Here is a 25,631-nt window from a genome sequence, read left to right as displayed (position 1 = left end):
GACTCGCTAAACTGTACAGCAACAAGCCTTCTGCTGTATGGAACCAAATTTATATAGCACTCATCGCCCACGCCTTGTGTGTCTTGGTGAAGCTTCAAACGGGTACGAAGCATGGACTCTGCAGAGTGTTGAAGCTGATGCGTCAGTACATGGCCAAGAGTTGGGAGAAACTGCTTGACGCCTTGTTCCGGAAACCGACGAAGCCTTCAAAGGGCCGTCAGAAGAAGCCGAAACGAGGACGCTCAAGAAACTCCCCAAAGAAGCACGTGGCGCAAAAGTTGGTGCTGACTAACGAATTCAACCAATAAAAGATAGATTCCCTGAAAATGGTAACACCCCCTTGCTCAAGAGGCCATCGACTTTTNCTCCCCAAAGAAGCACGTGGCGCAAAAGTTCGTGCTGACTAACGAATTCAACCAATAAATGATAGATTCCCTGAAAATGGTAACACCCCCTTGCTCAAGAGGCCATCGACTTTTTAGCTCATTTGCCGGAAGTAACGAATGGAAAAATAAGTATCTAATAACTCGAAAAGAAATTTGTCCATTTTAATCCATTTGATGTTAGCTTCTTTGCAAAGCTAGTGCACTTTTGCAGGCTTTCCGAGCGCTGGCGGCAGCTGCTGGCCTTGCGCGACCGCGTGCGGCATGGCTCCGACCGCAGCTACTGCACTTGCGCGCCCGCAAGCGGCATGGCTCCGACCGCTGCTGCTGCACTTGCACGCCCGCAAGCGGCGTGGCTCCGACCGCAGCTGCTGCACTTGCACGCCCGCAAGCGGCGTGGCTCCGACCGCTGCCGCAGCAACGCGCCGGCTGGCGCGGGCCCCCGCAGCCGCCGGGCGTCGGCTCCCGCGCCCCACCCCACTCCACCGCACGCGGCCGGATCAAGCTTCCGCGCTTCGTTTGGGCTCCGCGGGCTCGTCCTGCTTCGGCTCGGCGACCAGATCTCTTGCCGAATTTTTAAATTCGTGCAGGGTGCGTCCGACAGCTCGGCCGAGCTCGGGCAATTTGGATGGACCAAACAATACCAATATGACGACCAGAATCAACATGAGTCCGGGGAACCCGATATTTTGCAGCATATGCTATCACTCCGATCTTTGAATTAGATTTGGCCTTAATCTTGATTGTGCTTTTTCGGAAATACCGCCACCGCTTCGATTTCGATCAGCCAGTCGGAATTGACCAGACCGGCTACGCCGACCGTGGACCGCGCCGGTTTGACGGGGTTGGTGTCATTGCCGAAAAATTGCGCGTATGCGTCAAACCATCCCTGGTAATCGAATTTATTGTCTTTGCCCGGGTCCGCCGTAACGTACACGCGCAAATAAATGACGTCGGCAAGCGTCAGCCCTTTATCTTTCAACTGTTTCTCGATCGCCTTCAAAATGCCGGTCCCCTGCGTCTTCGTGTCTCCGTAACGTTCGTACACCGTTTTGCCGTCTTTGTTCAGCAAAGGCGGGACGGTTCCGCTCGTGAACAAATAGGAGGAGCCTGCCGGCACGGACACGCCTCCGGATATGGAAGAAGCGGGGTTGCCGTAAAACTCGACTTCGTTGATCGGTTCCTCCGGGTATTTACTTGTCGTTTCCGTCCCGTCCGCATAGGCGGTAACCGTAATCAGGCCGGACAATACGGCGGCTGACAGCAGCAGCTTCATTTTGTTCGCTCTCATCGTTCATCTCTCCTCTCGGTCTACTCTTGCATGACGCGCTGGTGAATCTCCGTTACGACTTTGCGGGCCGATTCGATCGCGCCCGCCTGCCAGGCGGTGATGTAGCTCATATGCTCCCCGGCCAAATAAATCCGGCCGTCCGGCTTGCAGAGCGTCGGATAGTACGCTTTGCGGTCATCGGCCGTATAAGCCGCCCATCCCCCGAGATTGTACTTAATCCCTTTCCAGTTCACGGAAAAAGAAGCTTCAAATTCTTTGTAGTACTGGGGATGAATTTTCGCGCCCTGTGCGAGCGCATATTTTTCCCGCTCCGCAATCGGCATTTTGCCGAGCTTATCCGCATTTGCGCCGAACGTGTAGTAGCCCAGAAGGATGCCTTTTTTCGCGAAATAGTCGGTTGGCGGATAATAAATATTCGCAATATCCATATTGGTCAGCGAGCTTCCGCCAAACAGATGCTCGTCTTCCTCCCAGAACCGGCGCTTGAACTGGAGACCGATTTTGCCTGCGGACGCGTAATTGATTTTGGAGATCGCCGTCGACATCTCTGCCGAAAAATCGGCCGGTATATCTTTCAGAACAGACAGCGGAATCGTGCAAATGCAGTAATCGCCGGATATTTCCTGCGTGGACCCTGTGTTCAAATCTTTATACACAACCGTTACGCCGTCGGCGGATTGCTTGATTTGCACAACTTCGGAATGGAACTTGATGCGGTTTCCGAGCCGCTTTTCAAAAGCTTTCGTAATCTGATCCATGCCGCCGACCGGGTGAAACATCATCATCTGCTGATCGTAGCTGTACTCGTTGCTGAAAAACGGACCGAAGCCGGAATTAATGATCGCCTTTAAGCTGAACGGATCTCTCAGGACGCCGGCATCGAATTTACCGCCGGGTTCTTCGACGTATCCGCCCCTTTCCGAGCCTTTATAAAATAAATCCTCGTTCAAATCGCCCTCTTTTTTGAGATAGGCGACCAATTTTTGCTTCTCTTCCGAAGTCAGCGGCAGGTCGAGCGCATTCTGATTCACCGCCTTGGCGAGCATTTCGGAGACGTAGCCTCTTACGTCCGCTTTGGCGGCCCGCTTCGGAATTTTCCGGCCGGACAGCTCCCCTGCGTTTTCATTGTAGTAATAGCCGCTTTCGTTGACATTGTTGAAAGGCTCGATCGCCACCCCGAATTTGCGGCAGTATTCCAAAGTTACGTGGAATTGGGGAATCCGCATCGGTCCTGCGTTAAAATACATGCCATCGTCAAACCGCGCCACCTGCTTGACTCCCCCGACCTCCGCAACCGCGGTTCCTCTGCGCACGGACCAGACCCGTCCGCCCGAACGCGCCCTTGCCTCCAGCAGCGTGCAATCGTAGCCGGCTTCCCCGAGCTCGTATGCGGCCGTCATGCCTCCGATTCCGGCGCCGAGAATAATAATTTTTTTCCCGTTGCGGTTGGTCGAATTCAAATCGCCGCTTGAAGGAGGCGTATAATCAGCCGCTTTCATCGTCTCCGGCGTAAGCAAACCTAACGTGCCCATAACACTGAAAAGTGCGGCTGATCCCCCAATTTTGCCGACAGTCGTCAAAAATTGCCTACGGGTTATTTGCTCTTCTCTGAACGATGTAGTCTCCATATCCCCATCTCCTTGTTAAAGTTTGATAATCCGCCCTTTTAACGTATCAACGGGACAATCATTCGTCCAGATTATATGTAAGATTATATTACATAAATATTACTTATGCCGCAATAAAAATAGGTTATTTGAAGATTTTTCAAGAAAATGTTAAATTTAATAACAACAATGTCATAATTACGTTAAATATTCTAACATTAAAGGAGGTATATTGATGTCAATTATGAGCAAAAAAGTGATCCAAATCGGAATCGTCAGTGAATTAACAGGATTGACCGAGAGGCAAATTCGCTATTACGAGGACCGGCAGCTTATTTTTCCGGAACGCACCAAAGGAAGAATCCGCAAGTATTCGTTCGAGGATATTCAGAAAATAATGGATATACACGCTAAATTGATGAACGGTTTTCATACGATGGAACTCAAACGGATCATTGCCAATCCTTGACACCGCAGCATCAGATCGATCATATCGAATCGGCCGGAGGCGCTAACTGATGAATACATGGAACCGAATGACATTGATCGAACATTTGACGGAGCTGCGCACCCGGATCATCCGCGTCCTGATCGCGCTCGTCGTCTCGATGGCCGCCGGCTTTTTGATCGCCCAAAAAGTCGTCCTCTGGCTCAAAAATACGCCGCCCGCATCGGAAATGACCTGGAACGTATTCTCCCCGATGGACGGCATTCGCATCTATATGATGATCGCTTTCGCCATTTCCCTGGCGTTGACGCTGCCGTTTATTTTGTATCAGATTTGGGCTTTCGTGAAACAAGGTTTGACGGCGGGAGAGCGGTCCGCGGCGCTTCGCTGCATCCCCTACACGATTTTGTGTTTTGCGGCGGGACTGGCCTTTTCATATTTCATCGTATTTCCGATGTGCATTTCCTTTACCACCGGCCTCATTGAACGCTTGGAGTTGACACAAACCTACGGGATCGCCCAATATTTCGGGTTTATGATTAACATCGTGCTCCCTTTATCCGTTGCTTTCGAGCTCCCGGTCATCGTGATGTTCCTGACCAAGCTTCGCATTCTGAACCCGAAGTGGCTGCACGCTTTCCGCAGATACGCCTATCTCGTTCTGGTCGTTACGGCAAGCCTTATTTCCCCACCGGACATCGTCTCCCATCTGATGGTTGCCGTGCCGCTGTTCGTTTTATACGAAATCAGCGTGCTGCTGTCCCGTTGGGTCCATAACGCTCAAGCAAGCGCGGACAAGCTCCCGGCCATTGACGGAGAATAAAACCGGCCCTGTATTTGACACTGAAACGGTCCGAAAGAAGGTGCGGCAGTGCGGATTGAACAACTGCTTTATATTGTAGAAATTCATCACACCGGCTCCATCTCGTTAGCGGCCGAGCGACTGCATGTTTCGCAGCCCAACATCAGCCAAGCCATCGTCAGTCTGGAAGAAGAGCTGGGAGTTAAAATTTTCAAACGTTCCCGATTCGGAGCGATTCCGACGGAAGACGGCAAAGCGATCATCGGCAAAGCGCAGGAAATTTTGGGCAAGGTGGAGGAGCTTAAAGAGGCGGCATGTTTTCATTCCTCCGAGCTTTCAGGGTTTCTGTCCATCGCCTCCGTGCCGAGCTTGTGCTTGAGCGTGCTCCCTTCCACACTGGCCATTTTCAAAAGCAAATATCCCGCAGTCGAGCTTGAAATGATCGAGCTGGATTATCCGCAAATCAAGCAGGAAGTGCAGAACGGGAAGGTGGACATAGGTCTCGTCGCCGTTTTCAAGCCATATGAAGAACCTAACAAACAGTTGATCTGCGAAAATTTGCTGGAAAGCAGAGTGATGGCTTGCGTAGGCAAAAACTCCCCCCTGGCTGGGCGCGCGAGCATTACTTTCGCTGAACTGATCCACCATCCCGTGCTGGTCAATTCGAGCTTCCTTATTCAAACATTGCAAAAATACGGAACCCCGAATATTTTGTTTAAATTGGGCAATTCGGAAGCCGCCAAGCGCATTATCTCCGAAGGCATCGCCGTCGGATTTTACACGGAAAACGGCCTGAAGTTCGATCCGTATGTCCGCACCGGAAACATCGTTCCTCTGCCGATTACAGGCGACGACGTCGATGTGTCGTTTCGCCTGATGCGTTTGAAAACCCGCCATCTCGCGCTGCCCGGCAAACAGTTCGTCAAGGAGCTTAAATCCGTCATCGACGCTCTGTAACGGCTCAGGCTGCTGAACCCCCTGCCGCCCTCCCCGCGTCAGGCGATAGTCCCCATCTGCCTGGCTGCACGAACAAAACCTGCAAAAGTACATGAATTTACGCCCTTGATACGCGGCTCCGAAGAATTCCTGCAATTGTGCAGGCTTTTTACCGAATTCATGGGCTCAGGTTCACTTTCAGCAAATATCCCTGCACTTTTGCATGTATTTCACCAAAATAAACGAATTTCTCGAGAAAAACCTGCATATTCGCAGGTTTTCTCTTTGTTGTGCTACCTCACGCTCAGTTGTGCAGTTCCACAACCTGCAGCGCTCTGTAGCGTTATGATTTGAAAAATTGCTTTACGGAGCCTTTGCCGTCTCCTGCTTCAATCTCGGCATACGCCCCGCTAATGAACGTTATTTGTGGCGGGGCATGACCGCAATCCATATCATAACAATTTTGGCATGAAAACCAGCAATGAAAAAGAAAAAATTGGCATTCAACCCCCGGTCGGCTTGAATACCAATTTTTAGCGTCAAACTCGTTCTTCAATTTCCGGTCATTTTACGACCAAAACCGGTGCAGCCGCATGCATGACGACGTTATGGCTGACGCTGCCGAGCACGAACTCGCCGATCCCGCTCAGCCCTCTGCTGCCGATGATGATGAGGTCGGCGCCGGTTTCAACGGCATAGTCGAGAATCGTTTTGGCAATCGGACCCTGCCGAACTTCGATGTGCGTATTTGCAAAATCGGCGATTTTGTCCTTAATTTTATTAATCACTTGTTCGGAATAATCCAGGTAATTGTTTTCAATCGTAATGGACGGTATAACGACGGAAGTTCCAAGCACGTAGGTCGGAAGATTAAAAACATGGATAATTTCCAGTTTGGAAAAATGGTTCAGCTTGGCCATCTTCAAAGCGGTATCCAGCGCTTTTTCCGAAGCTTCGGAACCGTCGAAGGCGACAACAATTTTAGCGTACAGCATGCGCACTCACCTCACTGATTTATTAACCTCATTGTAGCTGTTTCAGGCTGCAATGACTGTGAGAAATGTCACTCTGTCCGTTTCAGCGTATTTTCCTGCCCTCGACTGCCAGCATATACATCGTGAGCGACCGGGCCTCCGCTGCCGCCCATTCGCGGTATTCCCGTTCGGCGTCGGCATATTCACGCCCGGTAATAAATCCGTCCCTCTCCATTTGTGGTCCGCGGCTTGAAGCCGTATCCGCCCAAATGCCAATGCGCCGCTCAAAATCGGAATCGGTCCGCACCGCGACCTCATGCTGAGGGGTGACAGCGATCTCTTCCAAACCGGCTTGCCGAAACAGATCGGGAAGCCGGTCGGCAATCGCGTTGTCGAATCCGGCATCGGAGCGCCATTTCAAATAGGCCGAATAAAAGGCAAGCATGCTGGCCGGCGGCTCGGGCTGCCACGCAATCTTTTCGTGATTGTAGTCGGTGATTACGATGCGTCCGCCGATTGCCGCCGCCGCTTTCATCATTTCGAGCGCTTTCAGCGGATCGTTCAGCCAGACGAAAACGCGCGCACAAGTCACGATGTCGAATTGTTCTTGATAAGCAAGCCGATACATATCGCCGGTTTCAAAGGTTAACCCAGGCACATCGCCATGCGTCTCGCGGGCTTTTTCGATCAGCTTCGGATTGCTGTCAATCCCCACTACGCGGCCGCCAGGCCCCACAGCTTCCGCGATTCCGCGTGTAATCGCTCCCGTTCCGCAGCCGATGTCGAGAACGCTCATGCCTTCGGCGAGCAGCTCGGCAAGCCTTCCATGGGAAGATGCCAGCGTTCGGGCATCCAGTATTCCGGTTAATTTTCCGGATAATTCGGCTCGCTTGCTTGCAATATTCGCTTCCATCGTCAGATCCCTCCGTCTTTCCCCTCGATTTTGCTCCTTTCTGCCATTTTATCGGAGGCACACTTATAGGTCTAATACATAATTCAAATAGATTTGATAGTTATTACCTATACCTCGCATCGTTCTTTGAAATAATCGGCCGCTTTTTGAATGAACGCCTGAGCCGATTTTCCCAAAAAGCGGTCGGAGCGGCGCAAAATATCGAAGTCCCGAAAAGGGGCCTCGTCGTGAAACGGGATGCACCGCAGCGTCGGATCGTTGATCGCTTCCATAAGCGGAAGCGGCTGCACCGTGCCCCCGATATTCGCTTTGACCAGACTCATAATCGATGTGGCCGAGCCGGTCTCCATAATAGTGTCCAAAACAAACCCGCGCTTCCGGCAGCAGTCGTCCACCAGCTCCCGCCCTGTGTAGCCTTGGGGGTACATAACCGTCCGGATGCCGTGCAAATCCTCGATCGAGACCGAGTCCCGGTTCGCCCATTCGTGATTTTCGGATACGACCAGCACATATTCTTCCCTGCACAAAGGAATGCGGATAAGCCGGTCATCCGGCGGAGAAGCCAGCCAGATGCCCAGGTCGACTTCGTTGTCCAGCACCAGATTGAACACGTCGATGGACGAAACGACCTTCAGCTTCACGCCCGGAAACTCGGCATGAAAGTCGACCAGCAGCTTCGTCATCCGGTAGTCCAGATCGGACGGCAGGACGCCGACCGTCAACAAGCCCTGGTGTCCGCGGCGCAGCTCCGCAATGGCGTCTTTCGCATTTTGCATATTGCGGACCATCCGCGTGCCGTGCTCCAGCAGCAGGGCTCCGGCCTGGGTCAGCCTGATTTTTTTGCCGATCCGGTCGAATAAAGGCACGTCCAGCTCCTCCTCCAGCGCCCGGATTTGCTGGCTGAGCGTCGGCTGCGATATGCCGATCCGATCGGCGGCCCGGGTCACATGCAGCTCTTCGCAGACGATCAAAAAATGTTCCAACTGGCGTATTTCCACGCGGTCCCCTCCTTTAATCATTGGTTTTTTCAATCATTATAATAAAAACAATTGTATTGATCAATTATTTTGCCGCTTATATACTTACATTTGCATCGATAGCAAACGATATCACTTTTGGAGGCGAGACAACATGCGAAACGTGTATCTCATCTTGGCGCTTTTCCTTGCTTCACTGAATTTACGTCCCCCGATCACTTCCGTTTCTCCGCTTGTAGACACGATCCGGGGCGAATTGGGCATGAACGGGGTCATTGCCGGTTTGCTCACTTCCCTTCCGGTGCTGTGCATGGGTATTTTTGCTCCGTCAGCCGTCAAATTAAGCAAAAAATGGGGGCTCGAGGCGACTGTCGCCCTCGCTCTGCTGCTGATCGGCATCGCCACCGCGCTTCGTGCATGGGCGGCATCGAGCCTGTTCTTACTGCTCACCTCCTTGCTCGCAGGGGTGGGCATCGCGATCGTAGGCCCGCTGCTGTCCGGCTTTATTAAACGGCATTTCGCCCATCGCGCTTCCGGCATGGTCGGCATTTATTCCTTTGCCATGGTGCTTGGCGCAGCTTTAAGCGTCGGGCTTGCGGTTCCTTTGCAGAGCTCGATGAACGGCTCATGGCGCGGCCCTCTTGCCGTGTGGGGCTTGCTCGCCGTCATCGCCCTGCCCTTCTGGTGGGGACTTGCCCGCAAGGGGGGCCATGCAAGCCCTGCCGGGCAGCTGTCGGCAGCAGCCAGCGAACGCTTGCCCCTGACCAATGCGCGTGCCTGGGTTCTGACCTTGTTTTTCGGATTGATGGCGGCTGCGTTCTATTCCTTGACCGCCTGGCTTGCGCCGTCCATCCGCAGCATGGGCTACAGCGCCGAAACGGCCGGCGGCATCCAAACGCTGTTCACCCTGATCTCCCTGCCGTTCACCCTGCTCATTCCGATGGCCGTCCATCGTTATCACAATCGGCTGCTGTGGCTGGTCGGATGCTCGCTGCTCGAACTGATCGGCATAGTGCTGCTGAATTTGCAGCTCAGCCCGTGGCTTGCCGCCGTCCCGCTTGGCATCGGCGCCGGCGGTCTGTTCCCGCTCGCGCTGATGCTGCCGATCGACGAAACGCGGAGTGCGCCGGAAGCGAGCGCCTGGTCGGCCTTAACGCAATCCGGCGGCTACATATTGGGCGCGCTCGGCCCGCTGCTGTTCGGCAGCATCCATGATGCGGCGGGCAGCTATGTCCAGGCCTATTACGGTCTGGCGGTCGTTATCGCGCTGCAAATCGCCGTTGAATTCGTAATCGGGAACAAAAAAAGGCGGCCGCAGCAACGGACTGACCCTGCCGGGCGAGGCTGAATCCCGCAACCTCCCATTGCTTGACAAGCCGCAGCGCTTTTCATATATTAAGAAAAATGAATGGAGGTTCACGGTATGCAAGTGCTGAAAGACGAAGTCCGCCGCTCGATTTTGCGGGTTGCCGGAGAAACGTTTCTGGAGTCGGGGTTTGCCAAAACTTCCATGAAAGATATTGCGCGGGAGGCCGGCGTCGCCGTCGGGAACCTGTACCGCTACTTCCCTCATAAGGAAGCTTTGTTCGATGCCGTAGTCACGCCCGCCTATGACGGGCTGCTGAAGCTCGTCCGCGAAAACGAGCCTGAGCCGCTCACAGTTCTCGCCATGCTGGAGCAGATCGGGCATATTTTTTCCGGGCTTGTGCTTGAGCATCGGGAAGGTCTGCTGATTTTGCTGTACGGCAGTACGGGGACGCGGCACGAGGGTGCCAAAGAGGAGTTTTTTCGCACCTTGACCGAACATGTGCAGGCGCATCTGGCCGGCCTCAGCCGGGAAAAAGCGTCTCCGGCGCTGAGCCCGGACGTTGCCAGACCGCTCGCCGTCGCTTTTCTCGAAGGCTACTTTGAAATTATCCGGCTTCATGCCGGCCGGGATGCGATCGGCGAAATTACCCGGCAGTACGTCGAGGTCTGGTTCACCGGATTACAGCGGTTGTTGTGAGCGAGGCGGCGAGGCGAGACCTGAATACGACATGTGTCGAGACGGTGAAAGGGATATATTGGTTATAATAACAACAACTATACGTCATCATCATCAAGAAATAGTTCATTTAAAATTTTGTCTTTATTGTTCAGAAAATGCTTCATTATTGTAAAATGATCTGTAGCCTCAAGCACGGTTTTTTCGATACCTTTAGACGTTAAATTATAGACTATTGAATCTGGATATGCCATTAATATTGGGGAGTGCGTTGATATTATAAATTGGGCGTTTGCTTTAACTAACGAATGAATTCGTGATAGCATAGCCATTTGACGATAGGGAGACAGCGCTGCTTCAGGTTCGTCGAGAATGTACAGCCCATTACCACCGAAGCGATGTAAGAATGTAGCAAAGAAAGATTCGCCATGAGACATCTGATGCAGCGATTTACCTCCATATGAATCAATAATACGGCGTCCCGGTGATGGTTCACGATCCAGTTCATCCACACTCGTTGCAAAGTTATAGTAACTTTCTGCTCTAAAAAAGAAACCGTTGCGAGGTTTTTTTACACCACGAATTACTTTAATGTAGTTATATAAATCAGAGTGCGTTGACTGTGTGGAAAACGTAAAGTTAATTGTCCCTCCTTCTGGGTTAAATCCAATGGCCACGGCTATTGCTTCTAACAATGTTGATTTTCCCATCCCGTTTTCCCCAACTATGTAAGTTACTTTTGGATGAAAATCCATTTTTTTTAACTCGCTAATTACTTTTAGATGAAATGGATAGCGCTCAAATGAAGGCACTAATTCACGAAGCAATTCGATACTTCTAATAAAACTATTCATTTCGATCATAGTATCACTCCGTTTAGGATACCGCTTCAGCATCTTTTTTCTGCGATAGACATTTTTAAGATACGTGATCCGTCTTTTAGCGTTGTAAGTGTTAAAGGTCAGGCAAAAGAGTAATGGCTTCTTCCGCCATTTCGAGTAATTGAATTGATACTCTGGCCTTCTCCGCCAGTTTCTCATCCGTATCTGCTTCTGAACATTGATCAATTATTTTTGAAATTAGCATACTGCAACGTAATCCAGCGGATGCCAAAAAACCAAAACGAGCAAGCCGATCATTACCATCCCATCCCGCATCTAATAGTCCATGATAGTAGTGATCGAATAATTCGTCCGCAAATTTCTTTATATCAACCGATGATCCTACACCAGAATGTAGAAATAAACCGTACAACCTTCCTAATTCCTCTCCTAGCCCAGCCACTCCAGCAAAGGCCCAATCAATTGCGATCATTGTTCCATCTTGCTGTAAAAAGAGATTTGGTTCCCATGCATCGTTATGTGTAAATACCTTTGGCAGACCCTCTAAAGCTTTCAGTAATTGCTGTCGCTGTTTATGAAATTTCGCATATCTTTTAAAAATTTCATCAGGGAATAACTCTCGAATGTATGAATGCTGCCATGTGTTTTCATCGCAAGCTGCCCCATTATCATATTTATTGCATTCTTGTACCCAAGACGATAACCAACTTTTACACAGAAATGATTCAGATGGCAGTTTTTCAGTCACTAGGTATGAACCATTAAATTTCCCCAGTATGTATACGGCTTCCTTATAGTGATTTGGCGACCAGTTTCCGTCGATGTAATTTGTTACTTCTTCCAGCCAAATCCATATTGAACCATCATCTTTATCTTCAACACCTAAACATCGCGGCGCTTTCAGCATAGAAGGAAGCTTGTCTAACAATCCTGATTGGTAGACTAACGCTTCCCTTCTCCAATAGTTATAATGACTTGATTCATTAGCTGCAGCAGATGGAATAACTACTTTTAAAATTACCGTCCAAGGAATTATGTGATCTTTCTCAATAGCAATTCCGTGAACCCGATAGAGCCCGCCTGTTACAGCATTAGAAGCCTTCCATCCCAAGCTGGAACAAGACCATTCACCAAGTAATAATCTTTCGTTACCAATATGCTTACGTACATACTGACAAAGAAGTTCTTCTGAAATATTTCTCTTTATGGTTATCATTGTAAGATTAAACAACCTCCACAAAAACGTATACACATATGGTTAAATTGCTCTGGCTTTCTCTGACACTCATAAATAGCCCCTTTACCTTAAATAAAACTTCTCTTTTATCAAACATATTACAAACTTCTGAATGCAAGGTCTAAAGCAAGTCGTATCTTACTCTACGAACACCCTCAATTATGTGGTTTACCTTTTCTGTTGATTGAGTAACTTCAATCATGTGTTCTGCTTCGTTAGTCATGAATTTTCATTTCACCTTGTATCAATGGATCAGACTTCATCGGACACGGCAAATTAATCCTTGGTTATGAAAACATTGTTTTTTGGATCATATTCTAAAGTGTATTCTTTGGCATCACCATTAAAATCTAACACATGAGATTGCTCAGTCATTTCTGTGCCTGAATCATTAATATTTCCTAAATAGACGGCGAGTTTCGAGAAATCGTGATTATTTGTCTCATCTAAGGAAGTAGTCAACATTGTAGTTGTGAAGGGACTACCAGATATCAATTGACCATTTATAACAACATCTTTAGACAGAAAATTAACTGGCAAGTTATTATCAGGTTGATTTTCGATATTAGGATTATAAACGTTTGAGGTGTGCATCGAATAACTATCTTCCCAAGAAACTGTGTTTTTCTCAAATGGGTTAAACGCAATCCATGAGACAGAATGTTCATTATTAGTAGCTTGCTTGGCAATGATAATTTGTAGTCCTTCTTGTTGGATTTTGTTTAGGGTTGCCGAATCGAAATTGATATTAAGAGAGTAATTGCTCACTACCATTCCACCTTTCGCAGTTCACAAATAATGGGCGACATTAAGATTATACTTTAGAGTAATGAATTATGAATTGGTCTGTTTTAAAATCCATGTTTTATTTTATGCCATATTCAAACTCAATTTCATGGCGTACTGGAATACCTTCATATCCATTCAATGGAATCGTAGGTTTAATCTTTCTGGCTTCCATGATTGCATTGTGATGGATTGCTTTCAGATCAAGTCCTCTTTTCTGATAATACTTAATCGCCCTTATGTTATCATTTGATGTTATAAGCCATACTCTTTTGCAAAATTGTTCTTTTGCCTTTTGAACAACCTTATTGATTAAGTTGCTTCCTATTCCTTGGTTCTCGATTTTACTATCCAAAGATACAATTTCACATTCATCATTTTCGATATTGTATGTGATAAGACCCATGATTTCCCCATCAATCGAATATACGAATCCTGATAGTTTTTCTAAGGTATGCACCCGTCCTCTTGACACAACTATTTGACCCCTAAAATTAACAACATGCTTTTTGAGTTCTTCGTCAATCTCCCTGATAATCACAAGTGCCTACCCCCATTAGCTGAAAAATGGTTCATAATGAAATTGCTCTTTTATTCAATCAAACTGGTGTTTACCTAAATGTTTATTAAGCCACTCCATTGACTTTTCAAGCATTCCAAGTGTAATGTGATGGTTCACATTTGGATACTCAACTAATTGTAGATCATCTGAAGGAATATTATGTGGCGACATGACATCCATAAAATATCTTTGGCTTTCGATAGGAATCGTATTATCCGCTTTGCCATGTAACAAGAGCAGTGCTCTTTTTCCATCCAAATTTATATGAGACGCTGGGTCATGCTGTTGTAGAGAAATCTTTTCGTTAAAACTCATGGGATTTCTGCCATCCTTTTCGCGAAATAATTCCTCACATTTTACCCATGCGCATGAGCCATTTATAACTATCGAGGCTTTCAGACGAGAATTTTCCGAAAAAATACCTGCGGCTATAAAACCGCCTGTTGAGTGGCCTATAATCCCAATATTACTATCCGTTTTAGATAAATCAGACACTATTGTATCTGCTTCCATAACACCTTGTAGAACCACATTCCAAAAATATTTCTGTAATACTAACGGATTAAAATAGTCAAGGTTTCCTCTTTCACCATGGTAAGGCAGTTCAGGAACAATGACCTTGTATCCCCAACTTGCTATTAACGATGCAAAGAAAAAATAATCATTAACGTTTGATACCCACCCGTGATATAAAAGAACAACACCGATTGGTTTCATTGAAGGATTGATTTGTAAACATGGAATACCGCAAATGTTTGTTTCGAAGCCCATTATGTATCCCTACCATTTTTTATATATAATCGTGCTTTCATTTATCCTTAATCATGATTTTGCCTTTGAGTTCTTTAGCTTGTTCATCCGAAATTTCAGTTAAAATTCCAACTTGACCCACATCCTCAGTATATATTCCCAGCTTCAAATTATCCATTAAATTCCTGAACGGAAACCTAAGTTTACGAATCAACTTGCCATCCCCTCACATCAGAGTTAACATTCACACACTCGAAGAAGGGAAGGGGATGAGAGGGGTTAAGGATAGCATGGGGATTTTGGAATTTTAACGAGCAAACAGCATGGAATTGATCCATGCCATCTGTCGCTAATTTTTATTAAATCCCTGTAAGAATGACATTATCGAAAGAGCTTTAGTCTTGTTCCCGTTTACTCGCCGCGACTTACACGAAAACCTTGATCGGGGCCAAACCCATTCGCCTCGAACTTGCCCCGAAAAGATAACTCGTTGTTGCTGACGTCGCCGATCCAACCGCCGCCCTTCACAACCCGGAAAGAACCGCTATTACTATCCAAGTCTCCGAACCAGTTCCAGCACCATTCCCTTACATTCCCTGACATATCGTAAAGTCCTAACTCGTTGGGGCTCTTGAGGCCGATAGCTTTTGTTTTGTTATTGTTGTTTTCTATGACAGGCCAATTCCATTCTCCTGATAAGAATTTGTCCCCGGCGTTTCTCCAATACCACGCTATTTCATCTGCATTATTGCTTCCGCTGTATGTGTAACTCTTGCTCATCTGCCCCCCACTTGCAGCATATTCCCACTCCGCTTCTGTCGGTAATCGGTAACCGTTAGCTCCTGCATTGATCGTTACTGTCCATTTTATATTATCGTTATCGCTCTTATTATTCGGGTCTTTTTTATTCTTGTCTATATTGTAATACGGTTTGAGGCCCTCTTTTATACTCCTTTTATTACAGTACTCAACAACGTCATACCAGCTTACCATTTCTACCGGCAAATTATCGCCCTTGAATCCCGAGGGATTACTTCCCATTACCTCAATCCACTCTTTTTGAGTTACCTCATATTTGCCGATATAAAAGTTCGATATTGTTACACTTTTTCCATAGTAATTGGACTTTGTGTTTATAAAAGTCCCGCCTTTAACTAATACAAGGCTATCACTCTTTTCAGGCTTTTCTTGTGAACAAGCGCTGACAACAACCATTATTGCCATTAAAAGGAAAATTGGTAACTTTCTCATGGATATGTCTCCTCGTATAGCTGATAGAAAAAATGATAGGCTCATGACTTTTGTTGAAATATATAAGGCCGCCAGTTGTGAGACCGGCAGGCCTTATTCTCAATATGCTGGAAACAGTCTGGCGCCTGTCAGCTGCCTGCTGCAGTTAACCTGTTACCATACCGTTACGTTAGAGCTTCCACTGCTTTGATATCCTTCTGTCGCTAACACCTGGTAAGACCAACTGCTCCCCAGATTCATTCCTTTGCTCGCCCAGGCGTTAACGTGATTGCTAAAAGTGATAACGGCGTTGGTTCCGGTCGCTCTTTTCGACTGTCGGACACTCCAGAACTGGGCGAACGTTTGCGTGCCGTCAATGGAAGGTGCGTTGTATCGCATAGTCGTATATATGTCATATGTGCCCCCATCACTGGTCACGGTGCCTTTGTACGTTCCGGTAGGTCTATAAGTGCCCCAGCTATCAACGACGTAATATTCTATGAGTGAGTTTCTCGTCCATCCGTAGAGGGTCAAATACCCATTGCCGGACGGCGCCCAGACGCCGGCATTATAGTTTATTGTCCTAGTTGGCGAACCGGTAGTCCACCCTTTGCCGACAACAAAGTTCCCGCTATTTGACCATGTAACACTGTAATTGCCGCCAGATCCATTGACAGCATTTACTGTCCCGCCACCGTCGGTCCAATTTTGCCAATAGTCCGTCGCTGCATTTGAGGTTGCTGCAAACAAGCTAAAACTCATTGAAGCCGCCATACATACAGTCAAGATTTTCTTATTAAACTTAAACATAATCTACCTCCTAAAATTTTTTACTTGTTACTGCTTACCTAGTGCCATATTCCGCGACCTTCTCGACTCTCACCTCCTTTCTAAGAAAATTATAAAAGGTAAGCGCATACATTACATTTAAGAAATTAAAGATTTATCCCCATATTTTTAAGAATAAAGTCCAAATGAGCAAGAATTTAATAAAAGCTTGTGAATAGAAAATAACCCTCTCTGCAATCGGGAGGGCTGAGTGAATATGGCGGCTATTATTTTTTAATCCTCTCGATATCTCCTTACCACGCACTCCACATGTGTTGAGACGGTGAAAGGGATATAATGGTTTTGAGCAATGCTTTGTAACTTCACAGGTAGGAAAACAGGACTATAAGATGTTGGTTAACTTCTTCGACTTTCTGGTATCTTTCTCATGAATCGATTTTGGTCACGTTCGAAACCATATTGTTCATATAATCCATGTGCATCTCGTGTTCCTAAAATCCCCGTCAGCTCCTTTAGTTCTTCTGATGTTGTTAGTGATTCGATTAATTTCTTCCCAATGTTTTTTCCTCTGTACTCTTCATCAATATATACATCGCATAACCAATACATTGTTGCACCGTCTGTTACTACTCGGGCAAATCCAATTTGCTTACTTCCGTGATATACTCCATAACAAATTGAGTTTTCAATTGATTTTCTTATTCTTGTTACGGGTCTCTTGTTTGCCCAGTAACTCTTTGATAAATAATCCACTATGACATTCAGATTCAATAATGACTTATCATCACTAATCAGGTATTCCCCAAACTCTTCTCTCATAAAAACCACTCCCACATTTTAAATATATTAGGTTTAAAGGTGAATCTGCCTGATTCCGCTCCCCCTGAATGCCTCGAGCAGACCAAGGGACATAAGTCCTGCAGCGTGAATACGGTGTTATACGAGCCATTCTGCGAAAACCTCTGACCTTCAAAACGCTTGAAAACCTACATGTATCAAGGGATTCCGGCGATTTTTGAGAAACGCAAATATCCTTCAAATAACCCGGTTTTTCGTACAAAGCGTAACAGCTATAAATGGTGGTGACGAGCGGAAAAAGCAAGCGGGCCACGTGTTCTTCAGGTTCGCTTGCTTAAATTCATTTATTATAAATGACTGGTGTTTTACATTCCCAACGCTCCCAAAGCAAAGGATCTGTGGCCAGTTCCGTTATGAAACGACCCACGTTCCTTCTGCTTGTTTTTCCAGGATTAAATAATGGGCTTCTGACGGGGGAGCTAGTTAATTCATAAAGGCTTACTTCATCGTAATTGACTAACGTGTCCGGTCTTACGGCAACCCAACTGACATACTTATTTTCTTTTCCCAAAACGTCAACCAAGTAATCGGCTGCCATTACATTGTCACGATGCGGGGGCAGAAGCACGCTCAATGCAGAGAAGATCATCCTCTCCCCCCAGGAATGAGACTCTCCTATTGAGCGATTCGTATAGCCCGTTGTACTCATAAGGATTAGTTTTATTTTGCGCTCGGACGTCTTCACAGTTTCGCTTACTTTCTGAATTGCATCTGTAACCAACTTACGAGGTTTTCCGAACATCCCCCTGAGAGTAGGGGTGTGACCGAGACAAGAAATCACCACGGTACAATCGCTCAGCAGATGAGTCAGTTCGGTTCGACCAAGCTCGCTAATGTTTCCCTTCACGATCTCAACGTATGAACTTTTCTCAATGTCAGGATCAAGAACAGCTGTTTTTCGGATAAGTATCCTTGTTGGAATGCTGCAGCTAATCAATTCCCTGACCACTTGCCGACCAGTGGCTCCATTTGCTCCTAGCACAACGATTTTCATGCGTTATTCGCTCCTCTCCGCTCATTTTCGTCAACGTTCCTCCCTTTTACAATCAGAAATACAGCCAGAATCAATTCGCCAAAAGCCGTCGGCGCATTTAAGAGCATATAGGCCGGACTTGTGATCGAAATCCTGTCCAATAACAGAATCAACGTAGCGACAATTGTACAGATGGAACCTATCATCCCCCATATGGCCAACCATCTTGGAATTCGTCCAGTTGTGAAGAAGCAATAATACAGAATTAAGCTGCCGATACTCCATGGCAAAATCATGCCAATATGATTAACAAAATCCCGACCCTGCCGAAGCCATTCTGCATTCCATTCAAAGATAACTGCGTTTACAGGAGTGGCCGATGCTGCACTTTGGCTGACTTCCAATAAAAGGGGTAGAAAACCGATTCCGATGAAAAGAAAACCTGCACCAATCAATTTGAAAGCGACAAATCCTGTTACGAATCGCTCGCTGTAAGTCTTTAGAAGGGAATAAAACAATACGGTTATACCAACATATGCTACAGCCATTGCCGCTTGAAAGAAAGTCGCTGTCAACACATGCTTTTCTAGATCAGGCAACTGTTCCAAATAATCGGAACGTTCTAATGCAGGCACAGAGCTTAAGACACCGAATATCATGCTGCTTATAAGAAGCAGTCCTAACTGGATCGTCGTTCGTCTATTTGTTTTAATAACCGTTCACTCCCCGATATAATGAAATGTACTTATTACATCATATCGGTTCCCGGCAATAACGCGGTAGCTACTAAAGTAGGGTAGGAAAGAAGGCTGTGACATTTCCAAGCAAGATCGCTGTTTTTCTGTTTGATTTTATGATGATTCTCTCTTTTCCGCCAGAAGCTTCCCAAGGGACGCCTGATTGAATCCTTTGATGATCAGCCAAAGCGTCATGGTCATCTCCTGCACAGCCAATGGTACATATAAAATGCTCAGGTGAAGGTCGGGTCTGAATAACAGGAATAAGTCAACAGCGACGTATATAACTCCTCCCATCAAGCCCCAGCCGGACAACCAGCGAGGGATGAATCTGGTGAGATAGAAGAGGGGGTATAGCAACATAGCCCCGATGATAAAAACAATCGTCAAAACGGGGGTAACTATGTCTTTGGTCTGAAGCAAGACATTGCCGCCAGCGATGACTTGTTTGATCAACTTGCTGCACTGAGATTAAGGGCAACCCAAGGTCACGTACTTTTTAAGTATTCCGAGAAGAAGGGCTTGGTCTGCCACAGGACCGGATATCCATGTTTCTCCATTCGGATCAGGAGTGATGTCCAGCCCATCAAACCAATTTTTCCATTGCTGTTCCAGATGACCCTTTACTTTAATTTGATAGGTTTGAATTTGGCATGACAAGATTTCTTTCATGATTACTATGATGAGTATAGTATATTAGCTGCAAAGGATGACCGTGTAGATACTAAAGTATGCTTTGAAATAAAAAAAGATCTCAAGCATCGCCTTTAGGCATTGCTTGAGACCGAAACAGGTTGCAGATCAAGCTTTAAATCAGCCCGAGTTCTCTGGCACGGGCGATCGCTTCGGTTCGCCTTTTCACCTGCAATTTATCAAAAATGTTGCGATTATACCCCTTCACTGTACTTAAAGCAAGGAAAAGCCGATCACTTATTTCTTGATTGGAGTAGCCTTGGGCGATCAATTGCAGAACTTCCAGCTCACGCTCACTTAAGGCCTCGACGAAAGGCTCGAAACGGATGGGGGAGCTATGTACAGCGAAATCGTAGAGCTTTTGTTCATGATGCATGTTTGCCAGCAAAAATTCGGTATATTCGGGCTGAATGCGACGGGCAGCCGCTGCGGTTAATAAATCAAGCATGGACTTTCCTTCCTCAATAAAAAGACGGACGAAGCCTTCATTTTTCGCCCGTATCAAAGCATCATTTAATCTTTGCAGCGCCCTCTCCATATTGCCCTGGACTTGAAAAGCCAGAGCTTGGAGGATCAGTAGCTTAAGCTCGTCATTCTTCCATTGCTTCGATTTCGCTTGATCATACAAGGTGCCCAGAATGGCAAGAGACGCTTTTGCATTTCCTTGGAGCATATAGATTCTTGCCTGCAGTACAGGGAATTCGTTCGTTTCCAGGAGCTTAACCGTTTCCGCAAAGTTACCGTGATGAAGAGAAATAAGAAGCTCCAAGTGTTTCATTTCGCCCCGCAGACGGTTGTAATGTTGATCTTGCACTTCATGGCGAGCTTTGGTTAGCAAAGCTTCCGCCGCTGAAATCTCTTGTCTTGCGAGCTTCAATTTTGCCGCAAATAATTCGTTTTCCACTAGCCTGTCCGTATTCTCGATCTGCTTGGCTAACCGCATACTTTGTTGTATATGCTGTTCGGCGGCATCTAGGTTGTTCCGTTCATACCCTATTCGAGCCATACCCAAGTAGGCATCACAAGCAACCAGCAAGGGTGGATCGCCAGCGAGTTGAATGACTTGTTGATAGGTTTGCGCGGCCAGGCTCAATTGATTGTCCGACTCCTGAATTTCGCCTATACCTAAAGATGCCATTAGCGTAATCATGATATGTCCAATGCGCTTGCTGATTGATAACGCTTCTGTATAAGCCCGCCTGGCGGCCGCGCGATCAGCCTTCAACTGGTAGGCAACGCCTAGCGTCCAGGTTGTTGCAGCACGTACAGGCAGATTATGTGGATGCAAATGCTCCAGAGCGATGAGGGATTGAGTCATAATGGTATCCGCATCGTGCCGAGTAACTCCGAGCGTGGCCCTGATCGATGCGATATGTCCGATTAGACCTTGATCCACCTCATGGGGATTTATATGTGACATGGCGGCTTCTGCAGCGGACAGTTTCTGTTCGATTCCGTCCAGTTGACTGATCATCAACAGTGCGGAAGCATAAATGACCCAGAGCGATGGCCGCTCGTTGAGCGTGGGCTCATCCTGGTGCTTTAACCAGTTTAATACAGTCCTGGCAGCGCCGCGAAAATGTAGAGGCATTCCTTTCCCTTCGATTAATTTTGCGGCACGATTCACATCTTGAGCCGCTGCAGCGTGCTGAAACGCTTCGATCTCCAGTGCATTCTCCTCAAACCAATGGCTCGCCCTCATGTGCAGAGCTGCCCTCTCATCGGCCTTGTCCTTGTTGACATGGTACAAACGCTGTCGCAACAAATCGGCAAAAAGATGATGATAACGGTACCAATGCCGCTCGCTATCCAACGGAATGATGAAAAGATTGGAACGCTCGAGATGCTCCAGGATGTCCTGCCCTCCCTTATCGCTCTGCAGCACCGCATCACAAAGGGAAGCGCAAAAGCGATCAAGAATGGATGTTTGAAGCAAAAAGGTGTGAACCTTATCGGACTGCTGCTTCAGCACTTCCTCCATCAAATAGTCCAGCACGAAACGGTGGCTGCCGGTGAAGGACGAAATAAATTGGGCCGTATCCGAATAGCCCTGTATAGAAATAGCCGCTAGTTGCAACCCGGCAATCCACCCTTCAGTGCGCGCTTCCAGGGAAGACACCTCTGCAGATGAAAGATGAAGTCCCATGATTTGATTGAAAAATAATGTCGTTTCACTCCGGGTGAACCGCAGGTCATTTCCACGTAGTTCCGTCAGCTCGTTTTTTGCTCGTAATCTGGCAATGGGCAGTTGCGGCTCTTCACGTGTCATGATGATCGAGTGCATATGTAATGGCTGATGATCGATCAGAAAAGAAAGCGCGTTATGCACAACTTGAGATTCAATGACATGATAGTCGTCAAGAACGAGAATGAAAGGATCTGTAGCGGATGATAGTTCATTGACTAAAGTAGTAAGGATATATGTAATCGGCAGCGGTTGCGGAGATTGCAAGGCTTTCCAAACCCCTAGGTCGCTAACGTTCACAATTCTCTTTATAGCCTCGATAAGATGAAGGAGAAAGCACGTCGGATCGTTGTCTCCTTCATCCAGCGATAACCAAGCGGTCGGACGTTTACAATCAGCCAGCCACTCGCTTACCAGCGTTGTTTTTCCATAGCCCGCAGAAGCGGAGATTAATGTCAATTTTCTTTTCTGGCCCTCGTCCAAGCGTTTGAACAAATGTGAACGGAGAACCACTTTCGATCGCACTGGCGGTATGTGCAGCTTTGTGGTTAATATAGGTACGCTCATAAAAGTTCTGCACCACATTTCATTTCATATTTATTACGTTTAACAACTCCTACAACTATTGTCGCCAATTCATGAATTCAGATCAATCTATTTCCCCATATATTTTAACAATATCCTTCAAAAACGATGATCCCAGTCCGTTCCCTGTCATCATGGAGATGTGTCGATCTGGTATAATTTGCGAATCAGCATCGCATTGCTCACGGCAGCATCCAGAATTGACCGACTAATAACTTCTCAGTATGATCATACTATCAGCTTCATATATCACTTAAAAATCAGTGCGTATATCTTTTTCTGCATATAACCCATTAGCGCCCGGTTCGTATATCTTGGCTGAGAAAATCAAAGTTATGCGAACACAAAGCAAGCACAACCCCTTTACAATGTTCTTACCTGAGCATTTATTTATAGCACACTGTCAGTTCTATCCGATTATCTTCCCGATTATGCACAATACGCTCCACAAGTTTCTTTAAAGCCTTATTCTTCTCTTCATCCGTAGCCGCGGCGCTCCACATCTCTATAAATCAATCAATTTGTTCATGCATCTACTCCACCGTAGGAACTCTCTTCTCATCTGCAATATTGAAAAAACGAATAGCCCTCTCTGTCATCAGGAGGGCTGAGTAAATACGGCGGCTATTATTTTTTAATCCTCTCGATATATCCTTACCACGCACTCCACATGTATGGACTGCCGAGCGTTGCGCAATTGTTTGCCGGTAGATAGGCAATTGCGTCCGTACGCCACTGCGCTGAAGATTTACCGACTCAACAATAAAAATCCCTTCCCAACATCGAAAGATGTTGCTGGGAAGGGACGATCTTCAATTGCCTCTGGACATCTTCGCCTATATCAGGCCTGATTTTTGCAAAAGTCTTTGAATAATGCTCGCAACCTCAGCCCTGGTGACGGACGCCTTCGGCGCAAGCCCGGCGGCACCTCGTCCAGATACAAGGCCAGCCTGCACGCTGTCCGCAACACTGCTTTGCGCCCAGCCGGACACGTCTGCCGCATCTCCAAACGGACGAAGTGGTGCATCTTCCGCTTGAGCGGAAAGCTTTGCTTTCAGTCCGGTAATCGTCATCGCTCTGGAGAGAATCATCATTGCCTGTTCTCGAGTAATCTTGTCGTTCGGCCGGAACGTGCCGTCCTCGAACCCGCTAATCAGTTGATACGCATAAGCCGTGTTGACCGCGCTGCTGTACCAATCTGACGTCTTCACGTCAGCGAACGCCGTTGCCCCATTTTCCGGTTTCAGTCCCAATCCGCGTACAAGAATGGCTGCAAACTCGGCACGAGTGATATCTTGATCGGGACTGAACCTGCCGTCGCCCGTACCATCAATGACCATCCGTGATCCCATATCGTTGACAGCGTCTTTCGCCCAGTGGTTCGCGACATCAAGGAATTCGAGCGGATGCCAGACGACAGAGTACGTACTGTTGGTCAGGCTGTTGAGTTTGGTGTAATACTTGCCATCGATCACAACGACCTTGGTCGGCACATGACGTACCGTTCCGTCCGGCTCGACGACTACTCCCGTGGTAATCTTGTTCGGGTCCACACCGTCCGGAACGGCAATCGTGCGTTCCACATAGGCGTTGAATTTCGATACTTCGATAGTTCTATATCCGTAGGTGCCTCTAACTTTAAATTCCATCGGCGGTGCGACAATCGTAAACGTTCCTTTGGCTGCCGCATTCTCCACGACTTTTACCGTATCGGCTGGCGACGCGGCAATTTCGACCTGTACCTTGATGTCCAGCAAAGCAACGGACTTCCCGAACTGATCGGAGATGGCGCTGATATTGATTTGCTGCGCCGGCAGAGTATACGTTGCCTGATCCGTTTTGATCTCTAAAACTGCCTGTTTATCCTCCATGTTTTTAACCATTTGACCATTCAATTCGCCAACAACTACATCGGACTTCGTGTTGACCAGAATCGTCACCACCGCATGCTGACCTTCCACTGCGAGCTTGTCATCCAGCTTCTTTTGGTCGACGGCTATGGTAGTTACGGTTTGGTCATTCCGCTTGGTTTTCGTTGCCGTTCCTGCATTCTCCGCCTTGCCGTTGACCAGAACATCTACCCCTGTATTGGTTGTCGCCGGTGTAGTCGATGGCGCATCACTGCCACTACTGCTGCCGCTGGGTGGCGGGCTCGGGATGACCGCGGTCGATTCGGCAGAGGATGTACTGCTACCGACGCCATTGATCGTCTTTACGGTGAACGTATAGCTCGTTCCGTTGGTCAAGCCAGTAATGGTAATCGGGCTTGCCGTTCCAGTTGCTTTGATGTTTCCTGGTGACGCCGTTACCTCATACTCCGTAATCGCGCTTCCCCCGTCATCAGTCGGGGCCGTAAAGCTGACGGTTGCTTGACCGTTTCCGGCAACCGCCGTCACATTCTCCGGCGCTGCCGGAACGGTTGCCGGAGTTGCGCTTACCGTAAGGGAAGCCGCGCTGTCCGCCCCGGAGTTGGTCGCCTTCACGACAAAATAGTACGTTGTACCGTTGGTCAAGCCCGTTACATTATAGCTATATACTGAACCGCTTACTGTAGCTACTGCCGCTCCATAGGTGCCGGAAGTCACGCTTTGGTAAACCTTATATCCTGTTGAACCGGATACCGGATTCCACGCAAGGCTGACTTGCGCATTTCCTGCAATCGCGGGCAGCAATACCGGTACTCCGAGTGATGGAACTTGCGGAGTCGCGCTCATTTCATTGGAGTTCGCACTTTCACTGCTTCCGTTAACTGCTCTGACAACAATGTAATAGATGGTTCCATTTGTAAGTCCCGTTAGATCCGTACTATACACGGAACCTCCGACCGTAACAGCCGCCATTCCGTAGGAAGCGGAGGCAGTAGATGTATATACATTGTATCCGGTCGCTCCGGATACGGGATTCCAACTGATGGTAATCTGTCCGTTCCCCGCTGCTGCCGATACGATCATAGGCGCACCAGGTACATACATCGTGTAGCTCTCGCTCATCTCGGCACTATTGGTCATGCCCGATTTTACCGCAATCGCCTTGATCGTCATCGCGCTCGTCACGCTGATCGGCGTGCTGTAAGCCGTACTGCTAGCGGT

26 protein-coding genes and 2 pseudogenes are annotated in these 25,631 nt (G+C 47.6%); 6 read left to right on the top strand and 22 right to left on the bottom strand.

What is annotated here, in order from left to right:
- Window positions 1-308, top strand: a pseudogene (locus AC6RNO_RS35410) (hypothetical protein); the annotation flags it as partial.
- Between the two features lie 575 nt (window positions 309-883).
- Here the strand turns inward: AC6RNO_RS35410 and AC6RNO_RS35405 are convergent.
- Genes AC6RNO_RS35405 through AC6RNO_RS35395 form a run of 3 tightly spaced genes read right to left on the bottom strand, consistent with a single transcriptional unit; the run spans window position 884 to window position 3,302 of the window.
- The gene (locus tag AC6RNO_RS35405; protein WP_474684734.1) at window positions 884-1,081 is read right to left on the bottom strand and encodes a twin-arginine translocase TatA/TatE family subunit; all 198 of its coding nucleotides are present in this window, start codon (window positions 1,079-1,081) and stop codon (window positions 884-886) included.
- 35 nt (window positions 1,082-1,116) lie between these two features.
- A complete protein-coding gene (locus AC6RNO_RS35400; RefSeq protein WP_474684733.1) occupies window positions 1,117-1,674 on the bottom strand; it encodes a RidA family protein in 558 nt (185 codons plus the stop codon).
- A gap of 20 nt (window positions 1,675-1,694) precedes the next feature.
- Window positions 1,695-3,302, bottom strand: a complete 1,608-nt coding sequence (locus AC6RNO_RS35395) for a flavin monoamine oxidase family protein (protein ID WP_474684732.1) — start codon at window positions 3,300-3,302, stop codon at window positions 1,695-1,697.
- A 214-nt stretch (window positions 3,303-3,516) separates the two neighbouring features.
- Here AC6RNO_RS35395 and AC6RNO_RS35390 point away from each other — a divergent pair, with 214 nt between their 5' ends.
- The 3 genes from AC6RNO_RS35390 to AC6RNO_RS35380 are packed head-to-tail and all read left to right on the top strand — an operon-like array spanning window position 3,517 to window position 5,488.
- Window positions 3,517-3,750, top strand: a complete 234-nt coding sequence (locus AC6RNO_RS35390) for a MerR family transcriptional regulator (protein WP_497108302.1) — start codon at window positions 3,517-3,519, stop codon at window positions 3,748-3,750.
- A gap of 49 nt (window positions 3,751-3,799) precedes the next feature.
- On the top strand, window positions 3,800-4,552 hold the full coding sequence (gene tatC, locus AC6RNO_RS35385) for a twin-arginine translocase subunit TatC (protein ID WP_497108301.1): 753 nt from the start codon (window positions 3,800-3,802) through the stop codon (window positions 4,550-4,552).
- A gap of 48 nt (window positions 4,553-4,600) precedes the next feature.
- On the top strand, window positions 4,601-5,488 hold the full coding sequence (locus AC6RNO_RS35380) for a LysR family transcriptional regulator (RefSeq protein ID WP_474684729.1): 888 nt from the start codon (window positions 4,601-4,603) through the stop codon (window positions 5,486-5,488).
- Window positions 5,489-5,810: 322 nt separating this feature from the next.
- Here AC6RNO_RS35380 and AC6RNO_RS35375 read toward each other — a convergent pair.
- The 4 genes and pseudogenes from AC6RNO_RS35375 to AC6RNO_RS35360 all read right to left on the bottom strand — a co-directional run.
- A pseudogene (locus AC6RNO_RS35375) lies at window positions 5,811-5,924 on the bottom strand (LD-carboxypeptidase); the annotation flags it as partial.
- 106 nt (window positions 5,925-6,030) lie between these two features.
- Window positions 6,031-6,462: a universal stress protein gene (locus tag AC6RNO_RS35370; RefSeq protein WP_488436679.1), complete on the bottom strand. Its 432-nt coding sequence runs from the start codon at window positions 6,460-6,462 to the stop codon at window positions 6,031-6,033.
- 82 nt (window positions 6,463-6,544) lie between these two features.
- Complete coding sequence (locus AC6RNO_RS35365) at window positions 6,545-7,354, bottom strand: methyltransferase domain-containing protein (protein ID WP_497108300.1); 810 nt, start codon at window positions 7,352-7,354, stop codon at window positions 6,545-6,547.
- Between the two features lie 107 nt (window positions 7,355-7,461).
- Window positions 7,462-8,352 carry a LysR substrate-binding domain-containing protein gene (locus AC6RNO_RS35360; protein ID WP_497108299.1) on the bottom strand — a complete coding sequence of 297 codons (891 nt, stop codon included), beginning with the start codon at window positions 8,350-8,352 and terminating at the stop codon, window positions 7,462-7,464.
- A 133-nt stretch (window positions 8,353-8,485) separates the two neighbouring features.
- On the opposite strand from AC6RNO_RS35360, the gene AC6RNO_RS35355 reads away from it, so the two are divergent.
- Together AC6RNO_RS35355 and AC6RNO_RS35350 are read left to right on the top strand one after the other, a co-directional pair.
- Window positions 8,486-9,679 carry an MFS transporter gene (locus AC6RNO_RS35355; RefSeq protein WP_497108298.1) on the top strand — a complete coding sequence of 398 codons (1,194 nt, stop codon included), beginning with the start codon at window positions 8,486-8,488 and terminating at the stop codon, window positions 9,677-9,679.
- Window positions 9,680-9,754: 75 nt separating this feature from the next.
- Window positions 9,755-10,336: a TetR/AcrR family transcriptional regulator gene (locus AC6RNO_RS35350; protein WP_474684724.1), complete on the top strand. Its 582-nt coding sequence runs from the start codon at window positions 9,755-9,757 to the stop codon at window positions 10,334-10,336.
- Window positions 10,337-10,413: 77 nt separating this feature from the next.
- Here AC6RNO_RS35350 and AC6RNO_RS35345 read toward each other — a convergent pair whose 3' ends face one another.
- The 15 genes from AC6RNO_RS35345 to AC6RNO_RS35275 all read right to left on the bottom strand — a co-directional run.
- Entirely contained in the window at window positions 10,414-11,178 is a 765-nt protein-coding gene (locus AC6RNO_RS35345) for an AAA family ATPase (protein WP_497108297.1), read from the bottom strand.
- A gap of 91 nt (window positions 11,179-11,269) precedes the next feature.
- A complete protein-coding gene (locus tag AC6RNO_RS35340) occupies window positions 11,270-12,373 on the bottom strand; it encodes a phosphotransferase (RefSeq protein WP_497108296.1) in 1,104 nt (367 codons plus the stop codon).
- A 297-nt stretch (window positions 12,374-12,670) separates the two neighbouring features.
- Window positions 12,671-13,162, bottom strand: coding sequence for a hypothetical protein (locus AC6RNO_RS35335; protein WP_497108295.1), 492 nt, complete (start codon window positions 13,160-13,162; stop codon window positions 12,671-12,673).
- 97 nt (window positions 13,163-13,259) lie between these two features.
- A complete protein-coding gene (locus AC6RNO_RS35330) occupies window positions 13,260-13,721 on the bottom strand; it encodes a GNAT family N-acetyltransferase (protein ID WP_497108294.1) in 462 nt (153 codons plus the stop codon).
- Between the two features lie 54 nt (window positions 13,722-13,775).
- Window positions 13,776-14,513, bottom strand: a complete 738-nt coding sequence (locus AC6RNO_RS35325) for a dienelactone hydrolase family protein (RefSeq protein WP_497108293.1) — start codon at window positions 14,511-14,513, stop codon at window positions 13,776-13,778.
- 37 nt (window positions 14,514-14,550) lie between these two features.
- Window positions 14,551-14,706 carry a hypothetical protein gene (locus AC6RNO_RS35320; RefSeq protein WP_474684718.1) on the bottom strand — a complete coding sequence of 52 codons (156 nt, stop codon included), beginning with the start codon at window positions 14,704-14,706 and terminating at the stop codon, window positions 14,551-14,553.
- A gap of 197 nt (window positions 14,707-14,903) precedes the next feature.
- Window positions 14,904-15,743, bottom strand: coding sequence for an SUMF1/EgtB/PvdO family nonheme iron enzyme (locus tag AC6RNO_RS35315; protein WP_497108292.1), 840 nt, complete (start codon window positions 15,741-15,743; stop codon window positions 14,904-14,906).
- Window positions 15,744-15,896: 153 nt separating this feature from the next.
- Window positions 15,897-16,532 carry an endo-1,4-beta-xylanase XynA gene (gene xynA, locus AC6RNO_RS35310; protein WP_497108291.1) on the bottom strand — a complete coding sequence of 212 codons (636 nt, stop codon included), beginning with the start codon at window positions 16,530-16,532 and terminating at the stop codon, window positions 15,897-15,899.
- A gap of 375 nt (window positions 16,533-16,907) precedes the next feature.
- Window positions 16,908-17,330 carry a GNAT family N-acetyltransferase gene (locus tag AC6RNO_RS35305; RefSeq protein ID WP_474684715.1) on the bottom strand — a complete coding sequence of 141 codons (423 nt, stop codon included), beginning with the start codon at window positions 17,328-17,330 and terminating at the stop codon, window positions 16,908-16,910.
- A gap of 319 nt (window positions 17,331-17,649) precedes the next feature.
- Window positions 17,650-18,363: an NAD(P)H-binding protein gene (locus AC6RNO_RS35300; protein ID WP_497108290.1), complete on the bottom strand. Its 714-nt coding sequence runs from the start codon at window positions 18,361-18,363 to the stop codon at window positions 17,650-17,652.
- On the bottom strand, window positions 18,360-19,010 hold the full coding sequence (locus tag AC6RNO_RS35295) for a DUF4386 domain-containing protein (protein WP_474684763.1): 651 nt from the start codon (window positions 19,008-19,010) through the stop codon (window positions 18,360-18,362). Before AC6RNO_RS35295 ends, AC6RNO_RS35300 begins: the two co-directional genes overlap by 4 nt.
- A 183-nt stretch (window positions 19,011-19,193) precedes the next feature.
- Window positions 19,194-19,535 (bottom strand): DUF4386 domain-containing protein, encoded by a 342-nt coding sequence (locus tag AC6RNO_RS35290; RefSeq protein WP_488436687.1) that lies wholly within the window; start codon window positions 19,533-19,535, stop codon window positions 19,194-19,196.
- A 15-nt stretch (window positions 19,536-19,550) separates the two neighbouring features.
- A complete protein-coding gene (locus AC6RNO_RS35285; protein WP_488199539.1) occupies window positions 19,551-19,751 on the bottom strand; it encodes a DUF8691 family protein in 201 nt (66 codons plus the stop codon).
- 136 nt (window positions 19,752-19,887) lie between these two features.
- Window positions 19,888-22,524 carry a winged helix-turn-helix domain-containing protein gene (locus tag AC6RNO_RS35280; protein ID WP_497108289.1) on the bottom strand — a complete coding sequence of 879 codons (2,637 nt, stop codon included), beginning with the start codon at window positions 22,522-22,524 and terminating at the stop codon, window positions 19,888-19,890.
- 854 nt (window positions 22,525-23,378) lie between these two features.
- Window positions 23,379-25,631 (bottom strand): S-layer homology domain-containing protein (locus AC6RNO_RS35275; protein ID WP_497108288.1); only part of this gene is annotated, 2,253 nt, incomplete at its 5' end.

This window comes from Paenibacillus sp. sgz302190 (genome assembly GCF_059820445.1).
The sequence above is the reverse complement of the archived record's forward strand: the minus strand, read 5'-3'. Positions and strand labels throughout refer to the sequence as shown.